This window comes from Franzmannia pantelleriensis (assembly GCF_900102875.1).
Classification (GTDB): domain Bacteria; phylum Pseudomonadota; class Gammaproteobacteria; order Pseudomonadales; family Halomonadaceae; genus Franzmannia; species Franzmannia pantelleriensis.
This window is the reverse complement of the sequence record NZ_FNGH01000020.1, coordinates 1-14707: the sequence shown is the minus strand read 5'-3', so window position 1 is coordinate 14707 and position 14707 is coordinate 1. Positions and strand designations below refer to the sequence as shown.

Here is a 14707-nt window from a genome sequence, read left to right as displayed (position 1 = left end):
CACGCTGGGGCTCGAGGGGGAGAGCCCACCGCCCCTCCCTGGGCAGCATCATCTTGCAAGGGAACGGTTCAATGATTACCAGGACTGCTCTTCATCGTCCTCAGGAGTCTCCCACTCCTCCTCTTCGTTCTCTTCCTCTTCGTCGAAAGTGAACTCTTCTTCCTCGTCTTCGTACTCAGTGTCGAATTCGTCGTCATTGGTGCCGAACTCGTCGCCACCGTCGACATCAGGTGCCGGCTCTTCCTGCGGCGCCGGGTCTTGCGGCTCGTACTCTTCGTCGTGCATGTCGGCGAAGGCCAGTGGGCTGGCGATCAAGCCAAACGAAACACCCAGAATTCCGATTTTCTTCAGAAAGTCCTTGGACATCATGTCGTACATCCTCCATTGGGGTGCGCCATATGACGCTGTCGATAGCGAGTGAAGCAAAGCATCCCTGTGGTCGCTGGCGCCCGTCCCTGGGCGCCCGAGTCAGCCGCTGTTACCAGGACTGCTCTTCGTCGTCCTCTTCAGGCGTTTCCCACTCTTCCTCTTCGTTCTCTTCCTCGTCATCGAAGGTGAACTCTTCTTCCTCATCCTCATATTCGGTGTCGTAATCGGTGCCACCGAATTCATCGTTGCCGTCAACATCCGGTGCAGGCTCTTCCTGCGGCGCCGGGTCCTGCGGCTCGTACTCTTCGTCGTGCATGTCGGCGAAGGCCAGCGGGCTGGCGATCAGGCCGAAAGAAACGCCGAGAATACCGATCTTCTTGAGAAATTCCTTGGACATCATGCTCGCACCTCCATTTGTCTTCAGTGCTTGCTGAGTGTGAAGACGTACCGCCTATTGCTAGGTATCGAATCGAACTTGCTGCGTCGCTTCGATGCTGTTCGTCTCTCACCCTGAGTATTGCAGCGGCCATGCCACCTCATGCCATGAAAAATAAAAATCCTTAAAAAACATTAACTTGCAAAGACCCCGGCATGCCAGGTAGCCCCCATGTCCCCGCGCAAAACGGCGAAACGGGTGGCGACATATGACACATGGGGCAGATTCGACACGCCGGGTCGGTGTGTCAGAGGGGGCCACGATGTTCGGTACGAGGACGCGGCTGATCTGCGCATTGGCGAACAGTGTTCAAAAAATGCGGAAAATGACCCTCAATATTGGGCAAGATAGGCCGATATCTGTAACACTAGGGTTATAAGTCCTTGACTTGCGCCGATAGAGGTCTGGCAATGGCAACACCTCGATGCCTACTTTTCGATTGCGACGGCACCCTCGTCGACAGCGAGCCGTTGCTGGCCGCCGAGATGGCGGAGAGCCTCACCCAGGCGGGCCTGCCCTTTTCTCCCAGCGATTACATGGGGGAGTTTCGCGGCGCACGCTTCTGTAACATCGTGGCAGAGCTGCAGCGCCGCCACGGATCCATCGACCCCCAGCGGCTCAGCCACTCCGAAGGCGAGATGCGCCGTCGGCTCGCCGATCGCATCGACAACGAATTGCTGCCGCTACCCGGCGTGCGCGAGGCGCTCGATGCCCTGGGAGACTTTCCCCGCGCCGTGGTCTCCAACGGCCCTGAGAGCAAGATCCGCGCCGGCCTGCGCGCCACTGGCCTGGCCGAGGCCTTCGGCGACAACCTGTTCAGCGGCTATACCGCCAACTGCTGGAAGCCCGACCCCTGCCTCTATCTGCATGCCGCCAGCATCATGGGATACCGGGCCGACGAATGTCTGGCAATCGACGATGCCATCGTCGGCGTCAAGGCGGCCCTGGCGGCCGGCATGCGAGTGGTGCATCTCAACCGCTTCCCCGATGTCGAAGCCACGCCTGACGGCGCCATCAGCATCAGTAACATGCATCAGCTACCTACCGTGATCGGTCGACTGCTGCTGCCACAGGTTGCCACCACCTGACACAAGGCTCGGCCTCGGGTTATCCACAGCGCCTCGCGACCACCCGCAGTGGATAACCCCCTGCCGGGCTGGGACGCCCTCGGGTATCATGGTGCGACACTCTCAACCGGGCATTGCCCGAGCAGGAGCATCAATATGGCATCCCTTCGCGACCAGCTCAGTGGACTCGTCTACTCCACCGAGCATGGCGACATCTGCCCCGGGTGTCGCGCGCCGGTCGATGACTGCGAGTGCGCATCCCAAGCTGAGCAGGCCCGCCTGGCCGAACTCGATGGCGTGGTGCGCATCCGCCGCGAAACCAGCGGCAGGAAAGGCAAGGGCGTCACCACCATCGAAGGCGTACCGCTGGGCGACGCCGAGCTCAAGGTGCTGGCCAAGTCGCTCAAGAAGCGCTGTGGCACCGGCGGCGCCGTTAAGCACGGCATCATTGAAATCCAGGGCGACCACCGCGACACCTTACGCGACGCACTCACTCGCCAAGGCTACCGCGTCAAGCTGGCCGGCGGCTGATCAGGAGACTCCCCATGACCCAAGACCCCATTCGCCCTGCGCTGGCGCGCCGCGCCTGGCACATCGCCGCGATCTGCCTGTGTACCGCGCTGCTGGCCGCCTGCGCCGGACGCCCGGATTTCGCCACCCTGGAGACTCGCGTGGTGCCCGACTCAGCATTGGAGACGGGCGATAGCGCCACGCTGCGCGTGGCCCTCGAATCCCTGGAGGCCGACGGCGCCCGCGGCGAATTGATCGCCGAGACCACCTCGTCACAGGTCAGCGATACGCCAATGGATGTCAGCCTGCAGTTCGACGCCCGCGCCATAGAAACCGAACGTAACTACGCGCTGATTGCCGAGATTCGCGACGACGGCCGCATCACCCACCGCAACAGCGAACAGGTAGAAGTGACGGGAGCGCAAATCGGCTCTCAGCGCATCGAGATACCGCTGACACCGCGCTGAGAGACGTCATGCGTCGAGATGGATCGCCAGCGCCTCGAGGGTAGCCCCGATCGGCGCTTCGAGCTTGAGGTCATAGAGCGCATCGGCCCGGGTGTGGCCGAGGTTGAGGCAGGCCAGCGGCTTGCCCTCAGCCGCCGCCTGGCGGGCGAAGCGGTAGCCGGAATAAACCATCAGCGACGAGCCCACCACCAGCAGCGCATCGCCGCGCGAGACCGCTGCACGGGCCGCGGTGACCCGTGCCTCCGGCACCCGATCACCGAAGAACACCACATCGGGTTTCCAGATGCCTCGCCCGCAGCGTGCGCAATCAGGCACTTGAAAGGTGCCGAAGTCATGCTCCAAGTCGGCATCGCCATCGGGGCCGATACGCGCCTCCACGTCCAGCCAGCGTGGATTCCTGGCCGCCAGCTCGGCATGCAGGTCGTGGCGCATGCGGCGCGCATCGCAGCTCATGCAGCGCACGATCTCGGCGCGACCGTGAAGATCGATGACACGCCGGTTGCCGGCGCGCTGATGCAGGCCGTCGACGTTCTGGGTGATCAGGGTATCGATATGGTCGAGCCGCTCGAGCAGCGCCAGACCTCGGTGGGAGGCCCCGGGACGCGCCTCGCTGAGTGCGCGAAAGCCAACCAGAGCGCGAGCCCAGTAGCGTTGCCGGGCGGCATGACTGCTCATGAACGACTGGTGATTCATCGGCGGCGGACGCTTCCAGGCGCCATCGCCGTCGCGGTAGTCGGGAATGCCACTGTCGGTGCTGACACCGGCACCGGTCAGCACCACCAGCCGCGGATGGCGGGTGATGAACCGCGCGAGCGACGCGGCGGCCCTGGCGACATGGGCCGGAACATCGCTCGCCGCTTCTGTGCTGGAGGCGCTAGGCGGCATAGTCGTCATAGAGGGCTCACTCTGCAGGCCGGTGACGATGATCTTGGAACCACAAATGATGACATTGTTCACGCAAGCCTGCCGAGGTTAGCTAGAATGAACGCGCAATCGTCACCGCCGTATGGCAATCCATCCCACTAGGTAAGGACCGCTGCCGATGGCCTGGCTGGAATACCTACTACCGCTGATCTTTATGTTCCCCCTGGGGGCAACCGCGGTAATCGTTCTCGCGCTGCGCAATCTGCACGACGCGCGGGTGCGCTCGCCGTTCGATGCCCACCCGCTGCGCGAGCCTGGCCAGGCGCTGCGCGACCGCCTCGACCGCGCCTTTGCCAGCCTGTTTCTCAACGGCGCGTTGGGGCCTATCGTGGTGCTGGCACCGCTGGTGTACGGCATGGGCCGCATGCTGTTCGCCAGCCAGCAGGACTGGGTGGAATGGAGCCTCTACGGGCTGCTCAGCACGCTGCTGGTGATGGTGTTCTGCTTCCTGCTGATCCGCGATTATCAGCGTATCCGTCGCCTCAAGCTTGGCCTGGCCTGCGAGCTGGTGATCGGCCAGGAACTGGAGCGCCTGGTGCGCCCCGACGCCCACCCCTATCACATCTTCCATGACATCCCCGCCGACACCTATACCATCGACCACGTCGCGGTCACCCCCCACGGCGTGTTCGTGATCGAGACCCGCGCCCGCACCTGGCCGGTGGACCCCGGCGGCGAAGGACGCAACCAGGTCGCCGTAGAGCGACAGCGATTGCGCTTTCCAGGCTGGAGCGAGCGCCGTCCGCTGCTCAAGACCCGCCAGGCCGTCAAATGGCTACGCAAATGGTTGGCGCAGGAGTGCGGCACCACAGTGCCGGTAAAGGGGGTGCTGGCACTGCCCGGCTGGGAGATCGATGCCAGTCAGGCCGACGACGACCTGCTGGTGGTCGGCGGCGACAAGCTCTCCGAGCAGCTCGCCGTGATGCCGCTCGGCCCGTTCGACGATGCCACGCACGACCGCGCCATCCGTGCTCTGATGCAGCGCGCCGCGCTGGTCGAGTTGCAGCATCTCCAGGAACCCTCCGTCTGAGCCCAGGGCTATCGCTCAATCCCCCTTGAGCCGCCCGCCCATTTCCTGGGCCAGGTCGACGGCGTAGTGGTCGGTCATGCCACCGATGAAATCGAGCATGCGCCGGTAGCTGGCGTAGAGCGACCAGGAGCGACGCGGCGTATTCTCGCCGATCAGTGCCAGCACCCGCTGGTGCTTGAAGCTCGACTCGCCGTGATAGTGCAGCTCATGGGCGGCGCCGATAAAAGCCTCGAGCAGAATCCCCAGGGTGGTGTAGGCGCCGATCTCCAGCTTGGCCTTGCGCTCATTCTGGAAGATCCGCTCGCGGGCCAGCTGCTTGGCGGACTTGACCCCCCAGTCGAGATCCGGATGGCACAGCTCCAGCAGGTCGTGCTCGAGTGCACCGTTGAGCAGTTCGCTCTCATGCTGGACGAATACCGCCCCCACATCGCTGACCGCACGCTCCATGGCCGCACCGCGCAGCGCAGCGATGCGCCGCCGCTGGGAAACCCCGTCGCGCAGCATGGCGTCATACTCCGGCGGCTTGCCACCGGCGATCTGGGTCAGCACCTCGGCGACCTCGTCGTAGCGCAGGATGCCCATCTCCAGGCCATCCTCGAGATCCAGCAGCGCGTAGCAGATGTCGTCTGCCGCTTCGACCAACCAGGCCAGCGGATGGCGGCACCAGGCATTGCTGCCGCGCGGCTTGAGCCCCAGGCGCTCGGCGACCTCGGTGAGCAGGTGCGCCTCGGACTGGTAGCTGCCGAACTTGCCGGCGCTGCCGCCGTGCTCCACGGTCCAGGGATATTTGAGCAGGGTGCCGAGGGTCGCGCCGGTGAGGCGCATGCCACCCTTGAACTGGTTGTATTCGATCTGAGTCACCACGCGAAAGCCCTGGGCATTGCCCTCGTAGGTCAGCAGGTCGGCGCGCTCGAGATCCGACAGGCCATCGAGCAGCCCGCTGCCGTCCTGTTCGGCGCGCTTGAACCAGTCGCGGATGGCGTATTCGCCGGCGTGACCGAACGGTGGGTTGCCGATATCGTGGCCCAGGCAGGCGGCCTGCACGATGACGCCGAGGTCGGCCGGGGTGATCCACTGCGGTAGCCGGTGGCTGAGCTGCTCGCCGACGATCATGCCCAACGAGCGACCCACGCAGCCCACTTCCAGCGAGTGGGTCAGCCGGGTGTGGATATGGTCGTTGTCGGTCAGCGGGTGGACCTGGGTCTTGCGCCCCAGGCGCCGGAACGAACCGGCGAAGACGATCCTGTCATGATCCTTGTGAAACGGGCTACGGCCGATCTCATTGCTCACCGAGCGCGGCTTGTCGTTGAGCCGGCTCGGGTCGAGCAGTCGCTCCCAGTGCATCTGCGTCATCGGTGAGGCCTCCTTGAGAGGCGTATTCTGGCAGTGCTAGGCGCCTGGCGCTAGGTCAGCACGCTCGGACTAGTCCGTCGGCAGGCCTGCGAGGAGGCGCTGTAAAACATCCCTGGGCGCTACCTACGCCATCCATGGCGTAGAACCTCCTCTTCGGCCTGCCCCCGGCGTCCTCCGCTTAGGGGCAACTGCGATCGCCCTGCCCCACCGTCACTCCCCGTCGGCGAGTGCCGGCAGCAGCACCTTGACCTTGCGAGTCAGCGTGTTGCGCCCCCAGCCCAGCAGCTCCGCGGCCTCGCCCTTGCGTCCGCCGGTATGCTTGAGCGCGGTCTCGATCAGGATGCGTTCGAAATCCGGCACCGCCTCTTCCAGCAGATGGGTGTGACCCGCCGCCAGGGCGCGGTCGGCCCAGTCGCGGAAGGCGGCGCGCCAGTCGCCGGCGGCAGCCTCGCTGCCTTCGGTGGTACGTAGCTCCGGCGGCAGGTCGTCGATCAGCACCTCGCGCCCCGAGGCCATCACCGTCAGCCAGCGGCAGGTGTTCTCCAACTGGCGCACGTTACCCGGCCAGGGTAGCCGGGTCAGGTGCTGCTCGGCATCCTTGGTCAGCACCTTGGCCTCGGTGGAGAGCTCACGGGCGGCCTCGGCGAGGAAGTGCTGGGCCAGCCGCGGGATGTCCTCGCGGCGCTCGGCCAGCTTGGGCAGGTGCACGCGGATCACGTTGAGGCGGTGGAACAGATCCTCGCGGAAGCGGCCGTCCTCGACCAGGGTCTCGAGGTTCTGGTGGGTCGCGGCGATGATGCGCACGTCGGCCTTGACCGACAGATGGCCGCCGACCCGGTAGAACTCGCCGTCGGCCAGCACCCGCAGCAGGCGGGTCTGGGTGTCCGGCGGCATGTCGCCGATCTCGTCGAGGAACAGCGTGCCGCCGTCGGCCTGCTCGAAGCGCCCGCGTCGCTGGGCGGTGGCGCCGGTAAAGGCTCCCTTCTCGTGGCCGAACAGCTCCGACTCCATCAGGTCCTTAGGAATCGCCGCCATGTTGAGAGCGATGAACGGCTTGCCGGCCCGCGGGCTGTGCTGATGCAGGGCCTGGGCGACCCGCTCCTTGCCGGTCCCCGACTCGCCGTTGATCAGCACCGTAATGTGCGACTGCGACAGCCGGCCGATGGCGCGAAACACCTCCTGCATCGCCGGTGCCTCGCCGATGATCTCTGCCGACAGTCCTTCAGGAGCGACGGCAGGGCTTTGGCGCTCGCGGGCATGTGCCACCGCCCGGCGCACCAGTGCCAGCGCCTCGTCAACGTCGAACGGCTTGGGCAAATACTCGAAAGCCCCACCCTGATAGGAGGCCACGGCGCTGTCGAGATCAGAGTGCGCGGTCATCACGATCACCGGCATGTCGGGGTGCGCCTCGCGCACCTTGGCCATCAGATCGAGGCCATCCAGGCCGGGCATGCGGATATCGGTGACCAGCACGTCAGGGGGGCGCTTGAGCAGGCCATCCAGGGCGCTGTCGGCGCGCTCAAAGCTCTCCACCTCGAGGTCGGGCTGGGCCAGTGCGCGCTCCAGTACCCAGCGAATGGCGCGGTCGTCATCGACGATGACGATACGGGCAGGATCTGTCATGCAAGCCTCCAGAGAACATCACGACAGTGGACAGCCGTGGCACAGATGAAATAGCGGGTGGTACGGCTCATGGCGGCGCCTCCAGCGGCGTCAACAGCCGGAACTCGGTACGCCCGGGCCGCGAGTCGCACTCGATCAGGCCCTGGTGCTGGTGAAGGATCGACTGGGCAATCGAGAGCCCCAGGCCGCTGCCCTCGGCGCGGCCTGAGACCATTGGGTAGAACAGCGTCTCGCGCAGGGGCTCGGGAATCCCCGGCCCGTTGTCGATGATCGCCACCTCGCAGACCAGCCGATGACGCTCGGCGCCGAGGGTGAACTGACGCCGGGCGCGAGTGCTAAGAATCAGCCGCGGTGAATCAATTTCGCTCTCGCTCATCGCCTCCACGGCGTTGCGTGCCACGTTGAGCACCGCCTGGATCATGCGCGCTTCATCGCCATGCAGATCCGGCAGACTGGGATCGTAGTCGCGCTCGATCGTCACCGCCGGCTGCTCGGCGATCAGCAGCGAGCGCACCCGCTCCAGCACCTTGTGAATATTGAGGGGCTGGTGGTGACTGACCTGGTTGGGCCCGAGCATGCGGTCGACCAGATCGCGCAGGCGGTCGGCCTCCTCGACGATAATGCGGGTGAATTCCGCCAGCTGTGGGTCAGGCAGATCGCGCTCGAGCAGCTGGGCGGCACCACGAATGCCGCCCAGGGGGTTCTTGACCTCATGGGCCAGGCCCCGGGTCAGGGTCTTGATGGTTTCCTGGCGGGCGATCAGCGCCTCTTCGCGGGAGATCCGCAGCAGTCGATCTCGGGGCTCGATCTCCAGCAGCAGCTCGTCATCGGAGAGTGGCGTGACGGTGAAGTCAACGGTGACGCTCTCGCCGCCAGCCAGGGTCAGTACCGCCTCGCGCTGGGTAAAGGGATGAAACTCGCGCCGCGCCTTGATCAGCACGCTGGCTACCGCCCCGTCGACGCCTTCCAGGCTATCCAGGCGCGTACCTTGAACGCGTCCGATACTTACCGCGAGCAACGCTTCGGCGGCCGGATTCATCCACCGCAGGCGCAGGGTGCCGTCTAACAGCAGCACCGCCGTGGTGAGGTGTTCCAGCAGACGTTGATACATGGGGCATTCCGCCGTCCTTGAGTTCACTATTGCTGTGCAAGAAGCGCGCCAGCCTGGCAAGCGCCTGTCGGCGGCGTTCCAGGAGAGTGCAAGGAGCACTTTCGCACCATATTAGTGCAATGCAGACGGCGCGACGATCACTGCGGTGCAGTGCCACGCTCGATCATTGGCCTCGCGGCGCGCCGGCCGCTACGATCAATCGCGGGCGGCGCTGCTGGAGCCGGCCTGATAGTCGAGCGCACTGTTGTCGCGCACTCGCTCGGCGTGATCGAAGGCATCAAAATTGCCCGCTGCCGGCGCAGCCGGGCGGCAGGGTCTGGAGCTGCCGTCCGGGCACGGCGACCGAGGTACCCGGCGAGGGGGCAGCTAATTGGGGTTGTTGGGATTCTGCGGCAGGTTGACGCTGGCACGCTGCACGTAGAGCGTCACCGGCGCACTGCGATGGCGCACCTCACCGCGGGCATCGAGCAACTCGGCCTGCAACACGCGCTCGCCGCGCTCGAGGTTGCCGATCATGAACACATCGCTGTGCAGCGCCGACTGGCTGACCGCACCATCGACCAGCAGCCGCACACGATGATCCTCACGCAGGGACGGCTCGATACCCAGCTGGACCTGCAGGTTGCCTGCCGCGCCGGTCTGCAGGGTCTCCTCATTGCGCGGTGACGCGATGCGGAAGGTCGAGTAGGGCATGAACGGCGACGACAGTGACTCCGAGGGGGAGGAGGAGGGAGCAGTGGCCTCGGGCGCCGCCTGCGGCGCCGGCGTGCGCGCCCCCGACGGCACCACGGTCAGCGGGTTGAGCTCGATCTGCTCCCCCCCACGCTCGGGATTGTCGGTGAACACTACGTTGCCCTGAGCATCGGTGGTGCGATAGATCGAGGTGGCCTGGGCACCGCTGGCGGCACTCAACAAGGCAACCAGCAGCACACAGCAACTGGCATTCATTGGCAATACAGTCATGCACCGGCTCCAACCTATGACGACCCAAGCGGGTCCGATAATCGTTTGGATAGTCTAGTGCAAAAAGGGGTTCCGCCGTGGCGGAACCCCTTCGATTGCTACCCAGCGCCGCGAACGCGGCGCGTCATCAGCAGCTGTAGTACATGTCGAACTCGACCGGATGCGTGGTCATGCGCAGGCGTTCCACATCCTCTTCCTTGAGTTCGATGTAGGCATCGATCATCTCGTCGGTGAACACGTCACCCTCGGTGAGGAAGGCGCGGTCCTTGTCCAGCGCCTCGAGGGCCTGATCGAGGCTCTCGGCGACGGTGGGAATGGACTTGCCCTCTTCCGGCGGCAGGTCATAGAGGTTCTTGTCCATGGCATCGCCAGGGTGGATCTTGTTCTTGATGCCGTCGATGCCCGCCATCAGCATGGCGGCGAAGCACAGGTAAGGGTTGGCGGTCGGATCCGGGAAACGCGCCTCGACACGCTTGCCCTTGGGGCTAGCGGTGTAAGGAATACGGATCGACGCGGAGCGGTTGCGGGCGCTGTAGGCCAGCATCACCGGCGCTTCGAAGCCCGGCACCAGACGCTTGTAGGAGTTGGTGGAGGCATTGGTGAAGGCGTTCAGGGCACGTGCGTGCTTGATGATGCCGCCAATGTAGTAGAGCGCCATCTCGGACAGCCCAGCGTACTCGTCACCGGCAAACTGGTTCTGACCATCCTTCCAGAAGGACTGGTGGACGTGCATACCGGAGCCGTTGTCGCCGACCAGCGGCTTGGGCATGAAGGTGGCGGTCTTGCCATAGGCGTGGGCCACGTTGTGGATCACGTACTTCATTTCCTGAACTTCGTCGGCCTTCTTCACCAGGGTGTTGAACTTGACGCCGATCTCGTTCTGGCCGGCGTTGGCCACCTCGTGGTGATGCACTTCGACGCTCTGGCCGATAGCTTCCAGGGTGTTACACATGGCGCTGCGGATATCGTGGAAGCTGTCCACCGGCGGCACCGGGAAGTAGCCACCCTTGACCCGCGGACGGTGGGCCAGGTTGCCGCCATCGACCTGGCGGTCGGTAGCCCAGGCGCCTTCTTCCGAGGTGATCTTGTACATGGCGCCTTCGATATCGGCCTTCCAGTGCACCTCGTCGAAGATGAAGAACTCCGGCTCCGGACCGAAGAATGCAGTGTCGCCCAGGCCGGTAGACTGCAGATACGCTTCGGCACGCTTGGCAATGGAGCGCGGATCGCGCTCATAGCCCTGCATGGTAGCCGGCTCGATGATGTCGCAACGCAGCACCAGGGTGGCGTCTTCGGTGAACGGGTCGAGGAAGGCAGAGCCATCTTCCGGACGCAGGATCATGTCCGACTCGTTGATGCCCTTCCAGCCTGAAATGGACGAGCCGTCGAACATCTGACCGTTCTCGAAGAACTCATCGTCGACGTCGCGGGCCGGGATGGTGACGTGCTGCTCTTTACCCTTGGTATCGGTGAAGCGCAGATCAACCCACTTGATATCGTGTTCTTCGATCAGGGCGAGAGTCTTCTCAGACATGTTGTCCTCCACTAGTGAGCGTTGCTCGAATATTGGCGTTGCGTGTCCAGCGTCGTTTGTAGCACGGCCGGGGCAGCTTGCCCACGGCGGTCGCCTTCGACGACGACTCGGGTGATGCTTCTGCACTGTGCAATGCAGGCAGCGTGCCAAAATGGCGCAAAATACCGAGAAAAATAGCCAACCTCATGAATGAAGGGATTTTTTTCTACCACCCACAAATGCACCATGAGTTTACACGGAACCAAGAGAGGGCCGAGCAAGGCCCTGCCCGAACCATGTTGGTGCAAAAAAACCCAGACCGCACTCATGTAGTGCAAGAACTCCACGCCATGCCACGTGATGGTGCCAATGCGCCAGTATCAGCCACGGCTCGGCGTCTCCTGCTAGGAAAATCAGCCGACAAAATGATTGATACCTTTTGAAACTCAAGGCTACTATTGCTTACATAACCACATGCTCGGCGCCACGGCGCAGACATGATGCGACCGATCTGCCGCTAGCCGCCAGTCACTGGGCCAGGGCAATGCGCTAAGGGCACGTTGTGATGGACCCCTACTGCATCATCATCGATTCTCGTCTAATGGCAGCGCGCCTGCCGCGCTGCCTGGCCACCCTGCATCACGCCGTAGCGCGCCACCCCGACAAGGTCGATATCCGTGTGGTCAGCGATGATGACAACGGCAACCTGCATACCCTGACCCGCCGCATCGGAGCACACTTCGAAACCATACGTCTGGGGTCGATCGGCGCGCGCAGCAACGAAATGGTACGCCGCACCCCGGGTGCCACGCTGATCTTTCCCACGCCCCGCATGCGCTTGGTTTCCGACTGGTTGGATAAGGCCGATCACCTACTGACGCATCATCAGTGGGACGCGGTACTGCTCACGCCGCGTCGACGACCGCTTTCCCAGGGATTCAAGCGACTCTGGCAGCGCGAGCCGGAGGCCGGCACCCTGTGCGTGAGACGCGACTGGTTCGAACGGATTGGCGGCTTCGACCCGAGCCTCGACGAGAGTGCCCACAGCGACCTGCTGGCGCGGCTGCGCGCCTGCCAGGCCCGTGTGCTGGAGTTCCCGCTATAGCAATAGATGGCCGACGTACGACGCGGCGCGATTCACCCAAGGGCATTACACTGACATAACGTGACATGCCACGCGCAGGAGGTTCACCATGACCCATTGGAACCTCGCTCTGGATATGGCCCAACGCCTACGCGGGCATTGGCGTCGCAGCCTGCGCGTGCCACTGCAGGGTCGCCGCGCGATTCTGGTACTGCACCGGGTACTGCCCGATGAAGACGCAGCCCGGCTGCCGCATCGGGCGCCCTACTGTCTCGGTCCGGAGAGCTTCAAGCATCTGCTGATGTCGCTGGTGGAGGTATCCCGCATCGTCTGCCTCGACACCGCCTTGAAACCCCACCACGACCCGCGCGCCTGCATCGCGCTGACCTTCGACGACGGCTGGCGCGACAATGCCGAGGTCGCTGCACCCCTGCTCGAGCACTATGCGCTGCCGGCCAGCATCTTCGTCACTACCGGACTGCTCGGCCGACCCCGCGGCGTATGGTGGGAGGTGATTGGCGAAGGGCTGTGGCAAGGGCGTGCCTGCCAGCTTATCCACGATAGCCTGTGCGATGCCGGGCTGCCACCGCCGCCGCTGCCCCCGGCGCATCCCGATCACGCCTACAGCGAAGCGCTGCTCGACTACCTCACCGCGCTGCGTCGCTGCGACCCGCTGACCGTCAATGCCGTGGCCGAGGCGCTCTATCCCGACCTCGACCAACCGCCCCACGGACTCGATCCGTTCAGCGTCAGGCGCCTGGAGCACAGCGGCCTGTTTCGCTTTGGCGCCCACGGCGTGCTACCGGAGTCACTGGACCCGCTCAGCGATGCCCGCATCTGCTGGCATATCCGCCGTTCCCGCGACGACCTGGCAAAGCTCTGTGAGTCACCCCTGGAGGCCTTCTCCTACCCGGATGAGCAGCCATCTAGGCGCTTAAGACGCCTGGCCAGCCGCTGCGGCGTTCGCCAGGCGCTAGCCGGTTGCGGCGGTTGGCTGACGCCCCAGCTCGATCCATTGGCACTCCCCCGAATTCCCATCAGCCAGCCAGTGGCCCAGAGCCCGGGGCGGCTCTACGACTGGCTGCTGAGCCACTGGCAACCGCTCGATACCCTCCCGCCTACGCATTGAGCGTTGAAGGCTCGTCGACCACGGAGATTGTTTCTCAACGATCGACTGGTTAGTTTGCGCGTTCGCTCTAACAAAAACAGCAATTACACTTGCTCGCGTGCACCGCATCAGAAGAAGTTGCTGTTTCATTGTCAACTAAACAACCATGGTGACGGCGGCATGATACGCATGGATTTCTGGTCGGGGCTCGCCGTCAGTGTGCTGGCCCTGGCACTGCTTACCTGGATCATCCCTGAGTATGGCGGAAGTGGCGCCTCATTCGGCCTCCCCCCTCAGCTATTGGCCAGTCTCGGTGCCTGGCTGATGCTGATCTGCGCCGCGGCACTCTGCGCGGTGAGTGCCGTCAAACTGTGGCGCATCGGCGAGCCCCCCATCCGCTTGCCGGGCGCTAGCCATCTCTGGCACCTGCTGTGGCCGTTCCTCTACGTGCTCGGCTTTATCCTGCTGGTCGACCGCTTTCCATTGACCTGGGTCGCCCCGCTGCTGATCGGCGGCCTGCTGCTGATCTTCGGCGAGCGACGCTGGTACCTGCTGCTCCCGGTAGCCGTGGTCCCGGCCCTGGGGCTCTACGTGCTGACCGCCCACCTGATGCGCATCGGGGTGGTATGACATGATCGGATTCGATGCCATTTTCACCTCCTTTTCCGCGGCCTTTCACTACGAGTCCATCGCCATCATCCTCGGCGGGGTACTGCTCGGCTATATCGTCGGGGTAATTCCTGGCCTCAACCGCTCGGTGGCCATCGCCATCGCCATTCCGCTGACCTTCTACATGTCGGCCTATGCCGCCATCGCCTTTCTGATCGGCCTCTCCAAGGGCACGGCGGCGGGCAGCGCGGTCTCGGCCATCCTCCTCAACACCCCGGGGGAGCCCTCCTCCGCCGCTACCTGCCTCGACGGCTATCCCATGGCCAGCTCGGGCAAGCCGCGCAAGGCCCTCAAGGTGGGTCTGCTGGCCTCGGTGATCGGCGACCTGCTGGCCACCCTGCTGCTGATCGCCGTGGCCATCCCGTTCGCCTCGGTGGCGCTCAAGTTCGGGCCCTATGAGCTGGCGGCGATCCTGGTCTTCGCCCTGGTGTTCATTGCCGGCATGGCCGGCGGCTCTTTCCTCAAGGGGCTGGCCGCCGG

Annotated in this window: 16 protein-coding genes; 8 read left to right on the top strand and 8 right to left on the bottom strand. The window is 64.3% G+C overall.

The window, feature by feature from the left end; genetic code table 11:
• Positions 1-75: 75 nt before the first annotated feature.
• The gene (locus BLT16_RS19260; protein WP_089660595.1) at positions 76-369 is read right to left on the bottom strand and encodes a hypothetical protein; all 294 of its coding nucleotides are present in this window, start codon (positions 367-369) and stop codon (positions 76-78) included.
• Positions 370-478: 109 nt separating this feature from the next.
• Positions 479-769 carry a hypothetical protein gene (locus BLT16_RS19255; protein WP_089660566.1) on the bottom strand — a complete coding sequence of 97 codons (291 nt, stop codon included), beginning with the start codon at positions 767-769 and terminating at the stop codon, positions 479-481.
• 446 nt (positions 770-1215) lie between these two features.
• On the opposite strand from BLT16_RS19255, the gene BLT16_RS19250 reads away from it, so the two are divergent.
• The 3 genes from BLT16_RS19250 to BLT16_RS19240 all read left to right on the top strand — a co-directional run bounded on the left by BLT16_RS19250 (position 1216) and on the right by BLT16_RS19240 (position 2849).
• Complete coding sequence (locus tag BLT16_RS19250; protein ID WP_089660565.1) at positions 1216-1893, top strand: HAD family hydrolase; 678 nt, start codon at positions 1216-1218, stop codon at positions 1891-1893.
• Positions 1894-2028: 135 nt separating this feature from the next.
• Positions 2029-2403: a translation initiation factor Sui1 gene (locus tag BLT16_RS19245; protein WP_089660564.1), complete on the top strand. Its 375-nt coding sequence runs from the start codon at positions 2029-2031 to the stop codon at positions 2401-2403.
• Positions 2404-2417: 14 nt separating this feature from the next.
• Positions 2418-2849, top strand: coding sequence for a YbaY family lipoprotein (locus BLT16_RS19240; protein ID WP_089660563.1), 432 nt, complete (start codon positions 2418-2420; stop codon positions 2847-2849).
• A 6-nt stretch (positions 2850-2855) separates the two neighbouring features.
• Here BLT16_RS19240 and BLT16_RS19235 read toward each other — a convergent pair whose 3' ends face one another.
• Positions 2856-3734 carry an NAD-dependent protein deacetylase gene (locus BLT16_RS19235; RefSeq protein ID WP_089660594.1) on the bottom strand — a complete coding sequence of 293 codons (879 nt, stop codon included), beginning with the start codon at positions 3732-3734 and terminating at the stop codon, positions 2856-2858.
• A gap of 157 nt (positions 3735-3891) precedes the next feature.
• Here BLT16_RS19235 and BLT16_RS19230 point away from each other — a divergent pair, with 157 nt between their 5' ends.
• Positions 3892-4803 carry a nuclease-related domain-containing protein gene (locus tag BLT16_RS19230; RefSeq protein ID WP_089660562.1) on the top strand — a complete coding sequence of 304 codons (912 nt, stop codon included), beginning with the start codon at positions 3892-3894 and terminating at the stop codon, positions 4801-4803.
• Between the two features lie 15 nt (positions 4804-4818).
• Here BLT16_RS19230 and BLT16_RS19225 read toward each other — a convergent pair whose 3' ends face one another.
• The 5 genes from BLT16_RS19225 to glnA form a co-directional block, all read right to left on the bottom strand.
• Positions 4819-6156 (bottom strand): deoxyguanosinetriphosphate triphosphohydrolase, encoded by a 1338-nt coding sequence (locus BLT16_RS19225; RefSeq protein ID WP_089660561.1) that lies wholly within the window; start codon positions 6154-6156, stop codon positions 4819-4821.
• A gap of 210 nt (positions 6157-6366) precedes the next feature.
• Complete coding sequence (gene glnG / locus BLT16_RS19220) at positions 6367-7779, bottom strand: nitrogen regulation protein NR(I) (RefSeq protein WP_089660559.1); 1413 nt, start codon at positions 7777-7779, stop codon at positions 6367-6369.
• Between the two features lie 67 nt (positions 7780-7846).
• Positions 7847-8890: a nitrogen regulation protein NR(II) gene (glnL, locus tag BLT16_RS19215; protein ID WP_089660557.1), complete on the bottom strand. Its 1044-nt coding sequence runs from the start codon at positions 8888-8890 to the stop codon at positions 7847-7849.
• A gap of 366 nt (positions 8891-9256) precedes the next feature.
• Positions 9257-9853 (bottom strand): DUF4124 domain-containing protein, encoded by a 597-nt coding sequence (locus tag BLT16_RS19210; protein ID WP_245701778.1) that lies wholly within the window; start codon positions 9851-9853, stop codon positions 9257-9259.
• 127 nt (positions 9854-9980) lie between these two features.
• Entirely contained in the window at positions 9981-11387 is a 1407-nt protein-coding gene (gene glnA, locus BLT16_RS19205) for a glutamate--ammonia ligase (protein ID WP_089660553.1), read from the bottom strand.
• Positions 11388-11931: 544 nt separating this feature from the next.
• Between glnA and BLT16_RS19200 the strand changes: the two genes are divergently transcribed.
• From BLT16_RS19200 to BLT16_RS19185, 4 genes are all read left to right on the top strand, one after another.
• A complete protein-coding gene (locus tag BLT16_RS19200; RefSeq protein ID WP_089660551.1) occupies positions 11932-12471 on the top strand; it encodes a hypothetical protein in 540 nt (179 codons plus the stop codon).
• An 88-nt stretch (positions 12472-12559) separates the two neighbouring features.
• Positions 12560-13579 carry a polysaccharide deacetylase family protein gene (locus BLT16_RS19195; RefSeq protein ID WP_089660549.1) on the top strand — a complete coding sequence of 340 codons (1020 nt, stop codon included), beginning with the start codon at positions 12560-12562 and terminating at the stop codon, positions 13577-13579.
• A gap of 159 nt (positions 13580-13738) precedes the next feature.
• Positions 13739-14188: a hypothetical protein gene (locus BLT16_RS19190; protein WP_089660548.1), complete on the top strand. Its 450-nt coding sequence runs from the start codon at positions 13739-13741 to the stop codon at positions 14186-14188.
• A gap of 1 nt (position 14189) precedes the next feature.
• Positions 14190-14707, top strand: a 518-nt coding sequence (locus BLT16_RS19185) for a tripartite tricarboxylate transporter permease (protein ID WP_143025105.1), incomplete at its 3' end; no start/stop codon positions are given.